Below are 18,297 nucleotides of genomic sequence, written 5' to 3' on the forward strand. Positions count from 1 at the left end.
CTTAATCCTCCGCATTTTGAAGACGGCTAGCCTGGTCCTCAACAATCAATGCATCAATCACTTCATCCAGCTTGCCTTCCATGATTTGATCCAGCTTTTGAATGGTTAATCCAATGCGGTGATCTGTTACACGGTTTTGCGGATAATTATACGTACGGATACGTTCTGAGCGATCCCCTGTTCCGACTGCAGATTTACGGGCACTGTCATACTCAGCCTGTGCTTCCTGCTGGAATTTATCATAAATACGAGCACGCAATACTTTCATTGCTTTCTCTTTGTTTTTAATCTGGGATTTTTCATCCTGGCAGGATACAACAATCCCTGTAGGAACGTGAGTAAGACGTACGGCTGACATGGTAGTGTTAACACTTTGTCCGCCCGGTCCGCTAGATGCAAACGTATCTACACGGATATCTTTGTCATGAACTTCAACCTCAACCTCTTCTGCCTCCGGTAAGCAAGCCACAGTCGCTGTTGAAGTGTGAATACGACCGCCTGATTCTGTTTCAGGGACACGTTGTACACGATGGGCACCGTTTTCGAATTTCATCTTGGAGTATGCGCCATTTCCATTAATCATAAAGATGATTTCTTTATAACCGCCAAGCCCCGTTGGATTTGAATCCATTACATCAATCTTCCATCCTTGCGCCTCAGCATAACGGCTGTACATTCTATAAAGACTTCCTGCGAATAGAGCCGCTTCATCACCGCCGGCTGCTCCGCGAATTTCCATAATAACGTTTTTATCATCATTAGGATCTTTCGGAATCAGCAATACTTTAAGCTTTTCTTCCAACGCTTTCATTTGTCCGGAAAGTTCATCTACTTCTTCCTTCACCATTTCACGCATTTCAGCATCCAGCTTCTCTTCAAGCATTGCTTTCGCATCAACAAATTGGGAACGTACATCTTTATATTCTCGATACGCAAAGACAGTCTCCTGAATATCAGATTGTTCCTTGGAATATTCGCGAAGCTTCTTAGTGTCATTTACGATTTCCGGGTCACTCAAAAGCTCATTTAATTTGTCATATCGGTCTTCTACCGCTTGTAAACGATCGATCAATTTCTTCACCTCATTAACAGGTTTTTAAAAGAGGTTTTTACCTCAGTATTTGATTTGTTTATTGTACCACAATCAGACGGAAACGAAAAAAAGAGACGGCAAAGATGAACATACATCCTTATCTGCCATACCCTTTTATTTCTGACATACAAAAACACCCCCAAATTCCACTTATTCCTCCGGAGGTGTTCATTCCTTTTAAAGCCTGTTTGTTTTTATGTGTTCGATACCACCGTTAATCGGTGTATGTACCGTTTCTTGTTTGCCTGGTACTTCATGATGATGACGGCATCTTGGCTCATAGGATTCCGATGCACCCACTAAAATAACAGGGTCCTCATAGCCTGCAGGCTTCTTGTCAATCAAACGCTGCGTCCGGCTTGCAGGGGATCCGCATACGGAACAAACCGCCTGTAGTTTTGTTACCTGTTCTGCCAGGCACATTAACTCCGGCATCGGCCCGAATGGCTCTCCTCTAAAATCCTGATCTAGGCCAGCCAGGATTACTCGATAGCCGCTGTCTGCCAAATGCTGAGCAACCTGTACAATTTCTTCGTCAAAAAACTGCACTTCATCAATGGCAATTAAATCTGTATCTAAATCTATATGATCGAAGATATGGGATGAATGCGTAATGCCTTTGGCAATAACAGAAGTTCCATTGTGGGAAACCACCGCTTCCTCACTGTATCGATTATCAATAGCCGGTTTGAAAACAGCAATAGATTGCTTAGCAAAGACCGCTCTCCTTACCCTGCGAATCAGTTCTTCAGATTTTCCGGAAAACATGCTGCCACAAATTAATTCTATCCAGCCAAATTGTTTCGTTTCGTACATGTGTTGGGGTCTCCCTTCCTGTCTTTACTAGGTTCATTAGGATTTTACTTGTAACATTCCTGCATTTACTATACCAATAGATAATTATACATCATAAACTGCTCAAGAAAAGATTTTTTATCATTTGTTAATAGAGACCTTTGTTGTTAAAAAATTGATATAATTCCTCTAAAAACATACAAACACAGACCAACATGTTTTTCTCAGTACATTAGCCTGTGTCTATCTTAAAGCAAAAAAACAGGCAAGCGGCTTACCCGCTGCCTGTTTCCGAAAATCAAAATTATTGTTCTTGTTGGGATTTGAAACCATACTTCTTGTTGAAACGTTCAACACGTCCATCAGCAGAAGCAAACTTTTGACGTCCAGTGTAGAATGGGTGGCATTCGTTACAAACCTCTACGCGCACCTCTTCTTTAACAGAGCCAGTTACAAATTCATTACCACAAGCACATTTAACAGTTGCTGTTTTGTAATTAGGGTGAATTCCTGTTTTCATCTTTTCCACTCCTTCCGCCCTGAGTCTTTCGAAACAGAGTTATCAAGCGTGCTTTTTCAAGTAGAAGCACACTCAAGATATTATAACAGACGTGCTATTTTAAATCAACAGCTACTGCTACTATTACAAGATTCTTTTCGATCCACCTGTTGACTTTTTCATCTCGTCATCGAGGTATTGAAAGAATTCCTGATTGGTTTTAGTTTGCTTAAGTTTTCGTAACAAGCGCTCAGCAAAATCAGGCATATCTGACATTGTTTTGCGAATAGCCCATAATTTTTCCAAATGGTCTTTTGGAATAATAAGCTCCTCTTTCCTTGTCCCAGATCGGCGAATATCAATAGCAGGGAATATTCTTCTTTCTGCAAGTGAGCGATCCAGGTGAAGCTCCATATTACCTGTTCCTTTAAATTCTTCGTAAATAACGTCATCCATTCTTGAACCTGTATCCACCAGGGCTGTTGCTAAAATGGTTAAGCTGCCGCCCTCTTCAATATTACGGGCAGCTCCAAAGAAACGCTTCGGACGGTGAAATGCCGCCGGGTCAATCCCACCTGATAATGTTCTGCCGCTTGGAGGGATTACTAGATTATAAGCACGTGCCAATCTTGTTATACTATCCATTAAAATAATAACATCCCGTTTATGCTCAACCAGACGCATTGCACGTTCCAATACAAGCTCTGCTACCTTGATATGGTTTTCAGGAACCTCATCAAATGTTGAGCTAACTACATCCGCCTGTACAGACCGTTCGATATCCGTTACTTCCTCAGGACGCTCGTCAATCAACAGGACGATTAATTCCGCATCCGGGTGATTGGTTGTAATGGCATTGGCAATCTCTTTAAGAAGCATCGTTTTACCCGCTTTTGGAGGTGCAACAATCAATCCGCGTTGCCCAAAACCAACAGGCGCTACGATATCCATTACACGCGTAGATACATGGCGAGGGGTTGTTTCAAGTACAACCTGACGATCAGGATATAGTGGGGTTAATGCAGGGAAATGCACTCTCTCCTTAGCTGATTCAGGATTATCCCCATTCACTGCTTCAACGTGCAATAATCCATAATACCGTTCATTTTCTTTTGGAGGACGTACCTTACCGGATACTTTATCACCGTTTCTTAGATCAAATCGGCGAATCTGAGATGCCGAAATATAGATATCCTCTGAACTTGGTGAGTAATTGATCGGCCTTAGGAATCCAAATCCTTCAGATGGAATGATTTCCAGAACACCTTCCATGAATAGGTACCCATCTCGCTCCGCCTGAGCTTTTAAGATGGCAAAGATCAATTCTTTCTTTGTCAGCTTACTATAATAGGACACTTTATACTTTTTAGCTTGTTCATAAAGCTCTTTTAGCTTTAAATTCTCTAAATCGGAAATTGTTAATTCCATTATGACACCACACTTCAGTAAATTAATTAGATTGATTTTAGTGATTTGTTTATTACTACATGGATAGGGTTATCAAGAAGAAAATATTTAGGAAGGTAAAAGGATGAGTTGCGGTTTAGATCCACGTAAACCATTTGTTGCTTTCATTAGCATTTATATTCTATTCTATTTTTTTCTCAAAAACAAATCCATTTTACTCGCTTTTGATTCAGACTTCAACTATTAACATCACATAGAGATTTTAAAAACTATTGCAACATTCTCAATATATCACAATTTCATAATTTTTATAATAAAATCCTCCAGATTTTCACCTGGAGGAACTACTATATTTATCTAAATTACAGTTTCATAACCAAATTAAATTGGGTTTCTTGTATAGATTGTTACATTAAGAATTCTTAAGCTGCTCAATCTCTCTCGGCGATAATTGTTCTCTCCATATGGTCGCTCCCAGTCCTGAAAGCTTGTCCACTATAAAGCTGTATCCCCGATCGATATGCTCGACTCCGGTTATCTCGGTAACTCCCTCTGCTAATAGACCAGCAATAATTAAAGCAGCTCCGGCGCGCAAATCACTTGCCTTCACTTTTGCTCCATTAAGCTGAACAGGTCCATTAATAATTGCAGAACGGCCTTCTACCTTAATATCGGCGTTCATCCTGCTTAATTCATCTATATGTTTAAATCGAGATCCATATATGGTATCCGTAACAACAGAAGATCCAGTAGCCTTCGTCAATAGTGCTGTTAAGGGCTGCTGTAAATCCGTAGGGAAACCAGGATATACAAGGGTTTTAATATCTACTGCTTTTAATTTTTCAGCCTTTGGTATATAAATCTGGTCGTCCCGCTCTTCAATATCAATTCCCATTTCTCTCAGCTTTGCGATCAGGGGTTCAAGATGCTGCGGTATTACATTATCAATCAATATACCTTCTCCAACAGCTGCGGCAACAATCATATAGGTTCCTGCCTCGATACGGTCAGGAATAATGGTATGTCTGCAACCATGAAGTTTTTCGACACCCTCGATACGAATGACATCCGTACCTGCACCTTTGATACGGGCTCCCATATTCGTTAACAATGTTGCAACATCGATAATTTCCGGCTCTTTCGCAGCGTTTTCGATAATGGTCTTGCCTTTAGCTAATACAGCTGCGAGCATGATATTAATCGTTGCTCCTACGCTGACAACATCCAGGTAGATTCGGGCTCCACGTAATTCTTCAGCACGCAAATAGATTGCCCCCTGCTCATTTGTTACCTGAGCACCGAGAGCTTCAAATCCTTTGATATGCTGATCAATTGGGCGAGGTCCCAAATAGCATCCCCCCGGCAAGCCAATAACTGCTTTCTTAAATTTACCGAGCATCGCTCCCATTAAATAATAGGAGGCACGTAATTGTTTGACCCTTCCGTTTGGAAGAGGCATTGATATCATCTTACTCGGATCAACAGTCATTTCAGTTGAGTCAAGTGTTACCTGACCGCCGATTTCTTCAAGTAATCCTTTAAGCATTTCTACGTCAGAGATATTTGGAAGCCCCTCAATTGTTACAGATGAGTCAGCAAGAATAGTTGCTGGAATTAAAGCAACTGCACTATTTTTTGCACCACTTATGCGAACTTCCCCTTTTAGCGGATACCCACCCGCTATTTTAAGCTTTTCCATAATAACTCCCTTCTGCGCCCTTGATGTAATTTTATCCGTCCGGCGAGAATAAGGTAAATATTACCACAAAAATCACCTGAATTAAAGCTAGTCTGTCAAATTATTTCACAAGCTCGGATCATTCATACATATTTTACCAAGATTATTTTTCAGTTCTTGTTTCCCAATCCTTAAGGAATGCTTCAATTCCTTTGTCGGTTAACGGATGCTTACAAATTTGAAGAATTACATTATAAGGAACTGTTGCAATATGTGCGCCGCGAAGTGCTGCTTGCGTCACATGCTGTGGATGACGGATACTTGCTGCAATAATCTCTGAATCGATATCATGAATTGCAAAGATTTCTGCAATTTCAGCTATTAAATCAAGTCCATTTTGTCCAATATCATCTAATCTTCCGATAAATGGAGAAACATAAGTTGCACCTGCTCTGGCAGCTAGTAAAGCCTGGTTAGCATTGAAAATTAACGTTACGTTTGTTTTGATTCCTGCTTCAGTCAATGCATGAACTGCTTTTAATCCGTCTGGAGTCATTGGTACTTTTACTGTGATGTTCGGAGCAATCTCAGCTAATTCTTTACCCTCGCGAATCATACCTTCCGCATCCAGCGCAATAACCTCAGCACTTACAGAACCAGGTACCAACGCTGTTATTTCACGAAGACGATCATGGAAAGATACATCTTTTTCCTTCGCAACTAATGATGGATTTGTTGTTACACCTGCTAAAATCCCAAGTGCATGAGCCTCTTTAATTTCATTTATGTTTGCTGTATCTATAAAAAACTTCATTTAAATTCCTCCTAGAATGAATTTTATGTCTTTTTATATTGTGTCATTGTTCTCCATTTTGAGCAAATAATTTCACCTTTAAAAACGTATGATTTTGCCAAAAATATGTATAGTAAAAAAGAGGATCCCATGATGAGTGGCATCCTCCCGTAAAAATATCTTTTATGCTTTGTTATTAGAACCGAATTCACGAATTTTACCGATAACCGTTTCTTTAATTGCTTCACGAGCTGGTCCAAGGTATTTACGTGGATCGTATACTTCTTTGTCTGCAGCTAATACTTCACGTACTGCTTTAGTAGAAGTAATTTGGTTTTCAGTATTTACATTAATTTTAGCTGTTCCAAGAGAAATCGCTTTTTGGATATCGTGTAAAGGAATACCGGATCCACCGTGAAGTACTAAAGGCATACCAGTTTCTTTCCCGATTTCTTCCATCTCTTTGAAACCTAAGTTTGGTTCACCTTTGTAAGGTCCGTGAACGGAGCCTAACGCTGGAGCAAGACAGTCGATATTTGTGCGTTTTACAAGATCTTTACACTCTTCAACGTCAGCATAGATAACGCCATCAGCTACTACGTCATCTTCTTGTCCGCCAACTGTTCCAAGTTCTGCTTCAACAGAGACACCATTTGCATGAGCATATTCAACCACTTTAGAAGTAATTTCAATATTCTCTTCGTATGGGTGATGAGAAGCATCAATCATAACGGAAGTGAATCCTGCATCAACAGCTTCTTTACATTTTTCAAAGCTGGAACCGTGGTCTAAGTGAATAGCAACTGGAACTGTTGTCTTGTATTCTTCCATTAAGGCTTTTGTCATAGCTACACACACTTTAAAACCGCCCATGTAACGAGCTGCCCCTTCAGAAACCCCTAGGATTACTGGAGATTTTTCTTCCTCAGCAGCTTGAAGAATAGCTTGGGTATACTCTAGGTTATTGATATTAAATTGTCCAACTGCATATCCTTCTTCTTTTGCTTTGTTCAGCATTTCAGTCATTGATACTAAAGGCATTTTTCTTCCTCCTTGTTAATAATAAGCTACGAGCCAAACGGCTTCCCTTATCATTTTCCCTAATGGATCGATATGTATTCCCCCTTCTGCAAAAAGCTATCAGAGGGAACTCACCTCTAGCATATCAACTTGTCTTCAAACTATCAACAAGTGTGCAAAATGTACATTTAACTGTCAATATTAGCAACCGGCAAATGATCCTTTACCGCTTTCCTTATATCATCAATATCAAATGGTTTTGCAAAATGCGTCAAGGCTCCAAGGTCCATCGCTTCCTGAATCATATCTAATTCTCCATACGCTGTCATAATTAATACACGAATGCCCCGATCTTCTTCTTTCATTCTTTTTAAAATCTCAATTCCGTCCATACCGGGAATTTTCATATCCAGCAACACTAAATCTGGTGATTCACTTTTCTGAAGCGCCAATGCCTGCTCTCCATTTGCCGCCAGGAATGTTTGATATCCTTCCTGCTGCAGTACTTCATTCAGCAATATACGGATACCAAATTGATCATCAACAATTAAAATTTTTTCATTCATTTTACACAGCTCCTTCTTTCCGTTAGCCTGTATAAATAAGACACTTAAATCTATAAGTTCTACCAATAGGTAAATAATCCCTTTATTCAAACGAAATTGTCTTTCGACAATTTACGTTCAAGCATTTATACTTTGACAGGAACTTATCATTTTAATGTTGTAAAACAGTAGAAATGTAAGCATCTATTACTATTAAAATCAGGAGTTGACCCAAATGCTGAAAATATATTTAACTCAATTAACTGGTATTTATAAAAAAATTGAACAAGATGAACAGGAAAATATGGAGGACGCAGCGAGATTATTAGCTCAGGCTTTAGTCGGCCATGGTATTGTTTATCTTCACGGTTTTAAAGAAATGGATGGGATTATCAGCCAGGCAATCGATGGACCTGAACCAATCAAAGGCGTGAAACGATTGTATAACGGCCAATATATGGCTCAAATTGAGCAACGAGACCGCGCCATCATCTTTGCACGAACTGCAACCGAACCGGAAGCAGTTGCTTTGGCTGAATCCTTAAACGGACAGCGTATCCCTTTCGTTGCCGTTTCCCTGGCTCCTGCTGCAGATGATATCAATACCCCGAATCTTGCCAATCTGGCAGATATCCATATTGATTTAAAAGCAACACGAGGCCTTATTCCAAATGAAGATGGAACAAGAAGTGGGATTCCCACCCTTGCAGCCGCCCTCTTCGTTTATCAGGGAATCACTCTGTCAATCGATGAAATCATTAAGGAATATGAAGAAGAATAATTATCCTGCTTGGCCAAAAAATAACTTTACATTACGTAAGCGCATACCAGCAAGTTTCTTGTCTGTTTTTGTTGGATAAAAGTTTTCTGATAATGATTTTGTTTACGATATAAAGTTGTAAGTTTGGATAGATTGAGGTTATATAGAATTTTATAATTTCAACTTATTGAATAGCCTTTTCAGCCTTTTGCTGAAAAGGTTTTTTTCTGTGCTGATAAGTGCTGGATATAGTGTTTTCCGATGCGCTCATATCCGACTTTACTGTTATGACTATTAAATTTAAGTTGGATACTCTATTTCTAGTAGGATTCAGGAATTATTTTGATGATATTTTTAATGGCATTGCGATATTTGAGCGGATCTCAGAATTATTGAGCGTTTTTTCAATTTAATGAGCGAATCCCAAGATAACTGAGCGTTTCCAATTTACTGCCCTTATTAGACAAATTGTGCGACTAATCGCCCAAATGAGCACTAAATATCTCTTTTAAGTGAAACATACACTCAAAAATAAAAAGGTGTACAGAACTATCAGTAACAACTGACTTCTGTACACCTTTATTTTTATTATTTTTCGCCTAGTGATGCATGAATGAATTCACGGAACAATGGCTGCGGACGCTGTGGTCTTGATTTAAATTCTGGATGGAATTGAGAAGCAATGAACCAAGGATGATCCTTCAATTCAATAATTTCTACCAGACGTCCATCCGGGCTTGTACCTGAGAAGATAAAGCCTTGTTTCTCCATATCTTCGCGATAATGGTTGTTGAACTCATAACGATGGCGGTGGCGCTCATACACCACTTCATCTTGATAAGCTTCATATGTTTTCGTTCCAGGAACAATTTTACATGGATATAGTCCAAGTCGAAGAGTCCCGCCAAGGTCCTCAATATCAATTTGTTCAGGAAGCAAGTCAATGATTGGGTTTGTCGTTTCTGGATTAAGTTCAGAAGAATGAGCGTCTTTTAATCCAAGGACGTTACGTGCAAATTCAACAGATGCAAGCTGCATACCAAGACAAATTCCAAAGAACGGCTTTTTGTTTGTACGGGCATATTCCGTTGCCAGGATTTTTCCTTCAACACCACGGTCTCCAAATCCACCCGGCACTAAAATACCATCCACATCATCAAGCATTTCATTTACATTTTCTCTATTTACATGCTCTGCATTGATCCATTTAATCTTCACATCTGCATCAAATGCATAACCGGCATGTTTTAATGCTTCTACTACAGAAATATAAGCATCTTGAAGCTCTACATATTTTCCAACAAGACCGATTTTCACTTCTTTGGTCAGGTTCGTTACTTTATGTAGCAACTCCTTCCATTCTGTCATATCTGCATCATTTGTTTGTAGTTTTAAATGGTTACAAACAATTTCATCCATTCCTTGTGCCTGAAGATCCAATGGAATGGAATATAAAGTTTCTGCATCACGGCACTCAATGACAGAGTTTTTATCAATGTCACAGAACAGAGCAAGTTTGTCTTTCATATCCTGAGAGATTGGTAATTCTGTACGTACGACGATAATATTTGGCTGAATACCTAAGCTGCGCAATTCTTTAACACTGTGCTGTGTAGGCTTCGTTTTCATTTCACCGGCAGCTTTCAGGTAAGGAATCAATGTACAGTGAATGTATAGAACGTTATCGCTTCCAATATCACTCTTAATTTGACGAATCGCTTCCAGGAATGGCAAGGATTCAATATCCCCTACAGTTCCGCCGATTTCAGTAATAACGACATCCGCATTTGTATCATGGCCAGCTTTCATAATCCGCTCTTTAATTTCATTCGTAATATGTGGGATTACTTGCACTGTTCCGCCTAAATAGTCTCCGCGACGCTCTTTTTTCAATACATGAGAGTAAACTTTACCTGTAGTTACATTGGAAAGCTTTGATAAATTGATATCAATAAAACGCTCATAATGGCCTAAGTCTAAATCTGTTTCTGCACCATCATCTGTTACGAAAACTTCACCATGTTGATAAGGACTCATCGTTCCTGGGTCCACATTGATGTATGGATCAAATTTTTGGATTGTCACTTTCAAGCCTCTGTTTTTTAATAAGCGGCCAAGTGAAGCAGCTGTAATCCCTTTTCCTAAAGAAGATACAACTCCGCCTGTAACAAAAATATACTTTGTCATCTATAAAAACCTCCTAAAAGATCGTTTTGATTTCATTTGGTAAGCACAAATCTATTAATAGTGATTAGTTTTTGTTTTTTCATCGGGCCTATCCCCTAAAAAAATAAAAAAGCTCCCTTGCAAGCAAGGGAGCTTAAAAATCGCTTAATAGTGTTTCCTTTATTTTAAAGGAGCCCAATGAATATTCTACAAAGGTTGACACTTTAAGTCAAGGTTAAAGAATTAGCGATTGTCGTCCTCATCTTCTTCGTCAATCACAAGTTCTTCTTCCTCTTCTTCTTCATCGTCAAGATCGTAATCATCTTCAACAATAACTTCGTCCTCGATTAGATCCTCGTCATCATCATCCTCATCATCATCGAGGTCATCGATATCATCGAAATCATCAATCAGAGATTCATCCTCATCATCGTCGTCATCGAAGTCATCTAGATCATCAAAATCAAGTACTTCATCCTCATCATCAAAGTCATCAACGAGTGCTTTTTTACCTTTTTTCTTCTTCTTCACTTTTGAAGCTGGAACTGTTTCTTCTTCAACCTGTTCAACAGGATACCATCCTTTTAGTCCCCAGCGATTGTCTCCAATACTGATAAAACGGCCGTCTACATTTAGATCTGTATAGAATTGGCCCATTTTTGCACTAACTTCTTCATCTGTCAAACCAAGTAATTTTTGGATTTTATCCATTATTACCTTAAAATCTATTGCTTCTTTCTTTTCTATAAGTAACACGTTCGCAATTTCAATGTAAGCCATTTCACTTACTTCTTCCTTAGACAGGTTGGCTAGTTTCATTGTACGCACTTCCTTTCTATCAAATCAACATGAATGCCCAATTATGCATATCCCATTATAACCAAACGATTCATCTTTTTGCCACTTTATTTTATCCGTTCTATCCTTTTTCCTCTCACGGCTTTATAAGACTATAAATAAAAAGCCATCACAAGGACATAAAGGAACACTGATCGGTATCTTCATTCAACCCGTTTCCAGTATCCTCTCGTTTCTCCATTATAACCTGCTTTTATGTATCTTATAATAAAAAGCTTCTACTTTTTTATCCTACCATACAACCACCTGTTAATGTTCAATCCATATACAAATAATGAGCAAACTCTCAAGTCCCTTTAAATGTCATCTCATGAATTAGAGTACAGACATAAATTCGCCTGTACTCTAAGTAGGACAGAAACTTACATATTTCTGCGATATTGTCCTCCAACTTCATATAATGCATGTGTAATTTGGCCAAGACTGGCTGTTTTAACCGTTTCCATCAGCTGTTCAAATATGTTCTCTCCATTAATGGCAGCCTCTTTGAGTTGAGTTAGAGCTTTTTCTGCTGCCATTCCATGAATCTCCTTAAATTTCTCTAGATTAGAAATTTGTAAATCCTTCTCTGCCTTTGTGGCACGGGCCAATTCCATATTGTTCACTTCATCTTCACTTGGCGGATTAGGGTTTAAATAGGTGTTCACCCCAATAAGTGGAAGCTCACCCGAGTGCTTTTTCATTTCATAAACAAGAGATTCATCCTGAATTTTACCACGTTGATACTGCATTTCCATCGCTCCGAGGACACCGCCTCTATCGTTGATTCGTTCAAATTCACGGAGAACGGCTTCTTCCACTAAGTCCGTTAATTCCTCAACGATGAAAGACCCCTGAAGAGAATTTTCATTTTTCATCCAGCCAAATTCTTTCGTAACAATCATCTGAATGGCCATGGCCCTTCGTACGGATTCCTCCGTTGGTGTCGTGATTGCTTCGTCATAGGCATTGGTATGCAGGGAATTACAATTATCCTGTAAAGCGAGCAAAGCCTGCAGAGTCGTACGGATATCATTAAAATCAATTTCCTGAGCATGCAGGGAACGTCCCGAGGTTTGGATATGATATTTCAGCTTTTGGCTTCGTTCATTCGCGCCATATTTATCTCTCATCACGATGGCCCATATTCGCCTTGCCACACGTCCGAGAACCGTATATTCTGGGTCCAGTCCATTTGAGAAAAAGAACGAGAGATTCGGTGCAAACGAATCAATATCCATACCGCGGCTTAAATAATATTCTACATACGTAAAGCCGTTCGACAGTGTAAACGCTAATTGTGAAATCGGATTTGCTCCTGCCTCCGCGATGTGATAACCGGATATGGAGACAGAATAATAATTTCTCACCCGATTTTTTACAAAGTACTCCTGGATATCGCCCATCAGTTTTAATGCAAACTCAGTAGAAAAGATACATGTATTCTGTCCCTGATCTTCCTTTAGAATATCTGCCTGAACGGTTCCTCTGACAATCTCCAACGTCTCTTTTTTTACAGTTTCCTTCTCCTCAGAAGTAAGAGTTCTTTCAAGCTCTGCTTGTTTTTTCTCTATTTGTTGATCAATGGCGGTATTCATAAACATTGCAAGAATGATGGGAGCAGGGCCATTGATTGTCATGGAAACGGAAGTACTTGGTGAACATAAATCAAACCCATTATAGAGTTTTTTCATATCCTCAAGGGTACAGACACTCACACCGCTTTCCCCGACCTTCCCATAAATATCAGGGCGTATATGCGGATCCTCTCCATATAGGGTGACGGAATCAAAGGCTGTGCTCAGCCGTTTGGCCGTATCATCCTTTGATAAATAATGAAAACGGCGGTTCGTTCTCTCCGGTGATCCTTCTCCGGCAAATTGCCGCTTCGGATCCTCTTCCTGTCTTTTAAACGGAAAGACACCTGCTGTGAACGGAAATTTTCCTGGAACATTCTCTTTCTGCACCCAGCGGAGGATTTCTCCATAATCATGAAACTTAGGTAAAGCTACTTTTGGTATGGTCAGACCACTTAATGTACTAGTCTTCAATTCTGTCTTTATTTCCTTATTGCGTACTTTCGTAATCAGTTCTGTTTGTGAATATAAGTCCTTCTGGTTATTCCACCCATCAAGAATGGCTTTTGACTCATTGGTTAAATTTTGCCTGTATCCCTTTTGGAGCTCGAGCAGAGGCTCTGTTCCGCCTGAATAACCCTCTTCCTCCAATGCCTGTATGGTACCTTCAATTTGAAATAATCGTCTGGCAATCTGTTGTTGCTCAAGTGAGGCCGTATGATATTGCTTTACTGTTTCAGCAATTTCCCGTAAATAATATTGACGGTCAGGAGGAATGATGACATTTTGCTTTTCCGAACGCATAGATGTATTAAAACGGCTTTTGTATTCCTGACCTGTTTTCTTCTCAATGACTTCAAGCAACGCAGCAAAAAGAGCGTTTGTACCCACATCATTAAACTGACTCGCGATCGTCCCATACACCGGCATGTCAGCCGGATCTTTATCAAATAGATTGCGGCTGCGCTGGTATTGTTTTTGGACCTGGCGCAATGCATCCTCTGATCCTTTTCTTTCAAATTTATTAATAACAATTAGATCAGCAAAATCAATCATATCAATTTTTTCAAGCTGTGATGGGGCTCCAAATTCACTCGTCATGACATACATGGAGATATCACATACTTCCGTTATTGCCGCATCCCCCTGACCAATCCCGCTTGTTTCAATCAATACGGCATCATATCCGGCTGCTTTTACGACAGCTATCGCTTCTTTTATCGAATCTGATAATTCAGAGTGTGATTTACGTGTAGCCAAGCTCCTCATATACACACGCGGATGAAAAATGGCATTCATTCGTATTCTGTCTCCAAGCAACGCTCCGCCTGTTTTTTGCTTCGTTGGGTCAATCGAAAGAATCGCTATATTTTGCTCAGGGATTTCATTAATAAATCGGCGTATTAATTCATCTGTCAGTGAACTTTTACCGGCTCCACCTGTACCGGTTATACCGATTACCGGAATTTTTTTAACCTGTGCTTCCTGTTTCTTTTGCAGCTCATCTGCCAAAGTGGCTGCTTCCTGACCATTCAGCAGTCCGTTTTCCGCCATGGTAATTGCTCGTGCTACAGCTAATGGGTTTGATACTGAGAGAGTTGCTTTACTTAAATCCTCAAGGGGTGGCAATGGATAATCACATTCACTCATTTGCAGATCCATCATGCCTTCGAGACCCATTTCTCTTCCATCATCCGGAGAAAATATCTTTGCAATCCCATATTCATGCAGCTCTTTAATCTCTCTTGGTATGATGACTCCGCCGCCACCCCCATAAATACGAATATGGCCGGCTCCTCTTTTCTTCAGCAAATCGTACATATACTTAAAAAACTCCATATGCCCACCCTGATAGGACGAAACAGAAATCCCCTGGACGTCCTCCTGAATCGCCGCATTAACAATTTCCTCAACAGAACGATTATGACCGAGATGAATTACCTCCGCTCCTTTTGCCTGAAGTATTCTCCTCATAATATTGACACTGACATCGTGCCCATCAAATAAACTCGAAGCCGTCACAAAACGAATAGGGTGTTTCGGTTTATATCCTTTATTCATCTTTTTTCATTCCCCTTTGCTTATCTGTTTTCCCCATTGGCTAAACCACTTAAAAGAAGATACGTTTGCATTTCAATATATTGATCGATTGTATAGCTTTTTCTGAGTCCCCATCTCCTGAATGCCCACATTTGGCCATGAACAATGATGTTATGTGCAAGCAGGTGAATTTGTATCGGGCTTAAATCAATTTCCTCATGCTGCACACATGTCTGAATGAGTTCCTCAAACATTTTCGTCATTTCATTTTCTTTATTTAATACATAAGGTAGTGCTGCCCTACTCAATGATTTCGCTTCCTGGTACATCACCAATACTTCATCCTGCATCTCATCACAAATTTTAAAATAATAAGCGATACCTAAGCGCAGCCCGGCAAATGTTCCCTCGCTTTCTTCAAGCGCTTTTTGGAGCCGGTCCTTCACCTCATCGTAAATATTGTCACAAACAAGATATAAAATATCATCCTTTGATCTGATATATTCATAGAGTGTTCCAATACTGAATCCTGCTGCCTTTGCTATTTCCCTTGTTGTTGTTCGGTGGTAGCCCTTCTCTATGAATAAGGATACCGCCCCCTTGATCATCTCATCCCGGCGTTTTTTCACTAGCCTCTCATCCTTTACCGAGGCATGGACTACGATTCTCTTCACCCTTTCACCCACCTTACCTACACGTATTTCTCTTAAAAATCAATTCTCCCCGGATAAAAATAGCCGGGAAGAACCCTATGAAAATTTGAAATTAGTCTTTGGTGAGCATCCTTGAGATAACAAGTCTTTGGATTTCCTGTGTTCCTTCATAAATTTGTGTTATTTTCGCATCACGCATATAGCGCTCAACCGGATAATCCTTTGTATATCCATACCCGCCAAATACCTGTACCGCTTCTGTTGTGACCTTCATTGCTGTATCGCCGGCAAATAATTTGGACATAGCCGACTCTTTTCCATACGGAAGTCCCTCGGATTCCAGCCAAGCAGCCTGATAGGTTAAAAGTCTTGAAGCCTCTATACTGGTTGCCATATCTGCAAGCTTAAAGCCTACTCCCTGCTGGGCAGAAATTGGTTTGCCAAATTGAACTCGCTCCTTCGCATAATCAACTGCAGCGTCGAGTGCTCCCTGAGCGATTCCAACAGCCTGCGCAGCAATGCCATTTCTTCCTCCATCGAGGGTCATCATGGCGATTTTGAATCCTTCTCCCTCTTTGCCTAATAGATTCTCCTTCGGTACTTTACACTCCTCAAAAATAATCTCTGTTGTTGGAGATGAACGAATTCCGAGTTTCTTTTCTTTTTTTCCAACACTAAAGCCAGGAAAATCCTTTTCCACAATGAATGCGCTTGTACCTTTATGTTTAGAGGACGGATCTGTCAATGCAAAGACCACATATGTATCAGCCACGCCCCCATTTGTGATGAATATTTTAGAGCCATTTAAAATATAATGATCTTCTTCCAGACGGGCAGTTGTTTTCATAGCTCCCGAGTCTGATCCCGATCCCGGCTCCGTTAGCCCATAAGCTCCAATTTTCTCTCCCTGCGCCATAGGTCTTAAATATTTTTGCTTTTGTTCTTCATTGCCAAATTTATAAATTGGCCAGCCAGCCAACGATGTATGAGCAGATAGCGTAACGCCTGTTGAAGCACATACACGCGAAAGTTCTTCAATGGCAATGCAGTAGGCTACATAATCACTGCCGATTCCACCGTACTCCTCTGGCCAAGGAATTCCTGTAAGTCCGAGCTCCGCCATTTTATTAAAGATTTCCCTGTCAAAGCGCTCCTCTTCATCCCGTTCGGCCGCTGTCGGTGCCACTTCATTCCGGGCAAAGTCCCTAACCATTTTGCGAATCATTTCATGTTCCTCTGATAATTTAAAATTCATTCCTATTTCCCCCTGTTCTATTAGCCCATCAGATGCTTACTGATTACTATTCGTTGGATTTCGCTTGTACCTTCGTATATTTCTGTCACTTTTGCATCTCTGAAATAACGTTCCACTGGGTATTCCTCTGTATAGCCATAGCCTCCAAAAACCTGGATTGCTTCGGTCGCCACTTCAACAGCCGTACGCGAGGCAAACAGCTTTGCCATGGATGCCTCCTTTGTACATGGCTGATTCGAACTTTTTAAAGCAGCTGCCTGATAAACCAGTAATTTTGAAGCCTCAACCATTGTCCCCATATCGGCGAGCTTAAAGCCTATTCCCTGCTGAGCAGAGATTGGTTTCCCAAATTGGCTGCGATTCTTTGCATATTGGACAGCATGCTGAAAAGCCCCTTCCGCAATTCCAAGTGCCTGTGCTGCAATCCCAATCCGCCCTGTATTCAGGTTATTCAGTGCGATGGACATTCCCTGTCCTTCTTCCCCAAGCAAATTCTCAGCCGGTACTCTCATATCCTCAAAGGTGAGCTGAACTGTTCTCGATCCATGCAAGCCCATTTTATTTTCATCCTTGCCAATGACAAGTCCGGGCATGTCTTTGTCTACAATAAAGGCGCTGATTCCCTTATTTCCCTTAGAAGGATCCGTGGAGGCAAAAACAATATAGACATCTGCCTCACCGCCATTCGTGATAAATATTTTTGAACCATTGACGATATACTCCCCATTTTTTCTTACAGCTCTCGATTTCAATGAGCCTGCATCCGATCCGGCACTTGGTTCAGTTAAACAGAAAGCACCCAGATATTTGCCACTTGCAAGCTTCGGGATATACGCCATTTTTTGTTCTTCATTGCCAAAATTCAAAATCGGGTAGGTTCCAACAGATGTATGGACGGATAAAATCACGCCGACTGTCGGACTTATTTTCGATATTTCATGTATCGCTGTAATGTAGGAGATATAATCCATTCCGGCCCCGCCGTATGACTCCGGTATCGGAATCCCCATCAGTCCAAGCTCCGCCATTTTGGATACAATCTCCCTCGGAAAAACTCCAGCTTCCATCTTTGGTACAAACGGCTCGATTTCCTTGACGGCAAATTCACGAACCATTTTTCTCATCATTTGCTGCTCATCCGTAAACGTGAATTCCATTGCAGGCAGCCTCCTTTTTGAC

15 protein-coding genes are annotated in these 18,297 nt (G+C 40.5%); 1 reads left to right on the forward strand and 14 read right to left on the reverse strand.

Annotated elements, in window-relative coordinates; all coding sequences use genetic code 11:
- Window position 1: 1 nt before the first annotated feature.
- From prfA to AC4D4A_RS06120, 8 genes are all read right to left on the reverse strand, one after another.
- Complete coding sequence (gene prfA, locus AC4D4A_RS06085; protein ID WP_490995057.1) at window positions 2–1,072, reverse strand: peptide chain release factor 1; 1,071 nt, start codon at window positions 1,070–1,072, stop codon at window positions 2–4.
- Between the two features lie 198 nt (window positions 1,073–1,270).
- Entirely contained in the window at window positions 1,271–1,909 is a 639-nt protein-coding gene (locus AC4D4A_RS06090; protein WP_490995058.1) for a thymidine kinase, read from the reverse strand.
- A gap of 283 nt (window positions 1,910–2,192) precedes the next feature.
- Window positions 2,193–2,408, reverse strand: coding sequence for a 50S ribosomal protein L31 (gene rpmE, locus AC4D4A_RS06095; protein ID WP_490995059.1), 216 nt, complete (start codon window positions 2,406–2,408; stop codon window positions 2,193–2,195).
- 123 nt (window positions 2,409–2,531) lie between these two features.
- Window positions 2,532–3,815 (reverse strand): transcription termination factor Rho, encoded by a 1,284-nt coding sequence (rho, locus tag AC4D4A_RS06100; RefSeq protein WP_490995060.1) that lies wholly within the window; start codon window positions 3,813–3,815, stop codon window positions 2,532–2,534.
- A 391-nt stretch (window positions 3,816–4,206) separates the two neighbouring features.
- Window positions 4,207–5,493: a UDP-N-acetylglucosamine 1-carboxyvinyltransferase gene (gene murA / locus AC4D4A_RS06105; protein WP_490995061.1), complete on the reverse strand. Its 1,287-nt coding sequence runs from the start codon at window positions 5,491–5,493 to the stop codon at window positions 4,207–4,209.
- Window positions 5,494–5,635: 142 nt separating this feature from the next.
- Entirely contained in the window at window positions 5,636–6,286 is a 651-nt protein-coding gene (gene fsa, locus AC4D4A_RS06110; RefSeq protein WP_490995062.1) for a fructose-6-phosphate aldolase, read from the reverse strand.
- A 162-nt stretch (window positions 6,287–6,448) separates the two neighbouring features.
- Window positions 6,449–7,306, reverse strand: coding sequence for a class II fructose-bisphosphate aldolase (locus AC4D4A_RS06115; RefSeq protein ID WP_490995063.1), 858 nt, complete (start codon window positions 7,304–7,306; stop codon window positions 6,449–6,451).
- Window positions 7,307–7,473: 167 nt separating this feature from the next.
- On the reverse strand, window positions 7,474–7,851 hold the full coding sequence (locus tag AC4D4A_RS06120; RefSeq protein ID WP_490995064.1) for a response regulator: 378 nt from the start codon (window positions 7,849–7,851) through the stop codon (window positions 7,474–7,476).
- A gap of 214 nt (window positions 7,852–8,065) precedes the next feature.
- On the opposite strand from AC4D4A_RS06120, the gene AC4D4A_RS06125 reads away from it, so the two are divergent.
- Window positions 8,066–8,611 carry a DUF2529 family protein gene (locus AC4D4A_RS06125; RefSeq protein ID WP_490995065.1) on the forward strand — a complete coding sequence of 182 codons (546 nt, stop codon included), beginning with the start codon at window positions 8,066–8,068 and terminating at the stop codon, window positions 8,609–8,611.
- A gap of 567 nt (window positions 8,612–9,178) precedes the next feature.
- On the opposite strand, the gene pyrG is transcribed toward AC4D4A_RS06125, so the two are convergent.
- The 6 genes from pyrG to AC4D4A_RS06155 all read right to left on the reverse strand — a co-directional run bounded on the left by pyrG (window position 9,179) and on the right by AC4D4A_RS06155 (window position 18,275).
- Window positions 9,179–10,777, reverse strand: coding sequence for a CTP synthase (pyrG, locus tag AC4D4A_RS06130; protein ID WP_490995066.1), 1,599 nt, complete (start codon window positions 10,775–10,777; stop codon window positions 9,179–9,181).
- 222 nt (window positions 10,778–10,999) lie between these two features.
- A complete protein-coding gene (gene rpoE / locus AC4D4A_RS06135) occupies window positions 11,000–11,575 on the reverse strand; it encodes a DNA-directed RNA polymerase subunit delta (RefSeq protein WP_490995067.1) in 576 nt (191 codons plus the stop codon).
- Between the two features lie 401 nt (window positions 11,576–11,976).
- Window positions 11,977–15,231: a fused isobutyryl-CoA mutase/GTPase IcmF gene (gene icmF, locus AC4D4A_RS06140; protein WP_490995068.1), complete on the reverse strand. Its 3,255-nt coding sequence runs from the start codon at window positions 15,229–15,231 to the stop codon at window positions 11,977–11,979.
- A 20-nt stretch (window positions 15,232–15,251) separates the two neighbouring features.
- Window positions 15,252–15,884: a TetR/AcrR family transcriptional regulator gene (locus AC4D4A_RS06145; RefSeq protein WP_490995069.1), complete on the reverse strand. Its 633-nt coding sequence runs from the start codon at window positions 15,882–15,884 to the stop codon at window positions 15,252–15,254.
- Between the two features lie 91 nt (window positions 15,885–15,975).
- On the reverse strand, window positions 15,976–17,118 hold the full coding sequence (locus tag AC4D4A_RS06150; protein ID WP_490995070.1) for an acyl-CoA dehydrogenase: 1,143 nt from the start codon (window positions 17,116–17,118) through the stop codon (window positions 15,976–15,978).
- 20 nt (window positions 17,119–17,138) lie between these two features.
- On the reverse strand, window positions 17,139–18,275 hold the full coding sequence (locus AC4D4A_RS06155; protein WP_490995071.1) for an acyl-CoA dehydrogenase: 1,137 nt from the start codon (window positions 18,273–18,275) through the stop codon (window positions 17,139–17,141).
- Between the last annotated feature and the right edge of the window lie 22 nt (window positions 18,276–18,297).

The sequence above is a fragment of the Pradoshia sp. Z5_111 genome, from assembly GCF_058267535.1.

Bases quoted from the DNA above. Each gene is read 5' to 3' on its own strand.
- AC4D4A_RS06090 (WP_490995058.1), bottom strand. From the start codon at position 1,909: ATGTACGAAACGAAACAATTTGGCTGGATAGAATTAATTTGTGGCAGC.
- rpmE (WP_490995059.1), bottom strand. From the start codon at position 2,408: ATGAAAACAGGAATTCACCCTAATTACAAAACAGCAACTGTTAAATGT.
- rho (WP_490995060.1), bottom strand. From the start codon at position 3,815: ATGGAATTAACAATTTCCGATTTAGAGAATTTAAAGCTAAAAGAGCTT.
- murA (WP_490995061.1), bottom strand. From the start codon at position 5,493: ATGGAAAAGCTTAAAATAGCGGGTGGGTATCCGCTAAAAGGGGAAGTT.
- fsa (WP_490995062.1), bottom strand. From the start codon at position 6,286: ATGAAGTTTTTTATAGATACAGCAAACATAAATGAAATTAAAGAGGCT.
- AC4D4A_RS06115 (WP_490995063.1), bottom strand. From the start codon at position 7,306: ATGCCTTTAGTATCAATGACTGAAATGCTGAACAAAGCAAAAGAAGAA.
- AC4D4A_RS06120 (WP_490995064.1), bottom strand. From the start codon at position 7,851: ATGAATGAAAAAATTTTAATTGTTGATGATCAATTTGGTATCCGTATA.
- AC4D4A_RS06125 (WP_490995065.1), top strand. From the start codon at position 8,066: ATGCTGAAAATATATTTAACTCAATTAACTGGTATTTATAAAAAAATT.
- pyrG (WP_490995066.1), bottom strand. From the start codon at position 10,777: ATGACAAAGTATATTTTTGTTACAGGCGGAGTTGTATCTTCTTTAGGA.
- rpoE (WP_490995067.1), bottom strand. From the start codon at position 11,575: ATGAAACTAGCCAACCTGTCTAAGGAAGAAGTAAGTGAAATGGCTTAC.
- icmF (WP_490995068.1), bottom strand. From the start codon at position 15,231: ATGAATAAAGGATATAAACCGAAACACCCTATTCGTTTTGTGACGGCT.
- AC4D4A_RS06150 (WP_490995070.1), bottom strand. From the start codon at position 17,118: ATGAATTTTAAATTATCAGAGGAACATGAAATGATTCGCAAAATGGTT.
- AC4D4A_RS06155 (WP_490995071.1), bottom strand. From the start codon at position 18,275: ATGGAATTCACGTTTACGGATGAGCAGCAAATGATGAGAAAAATGGTT.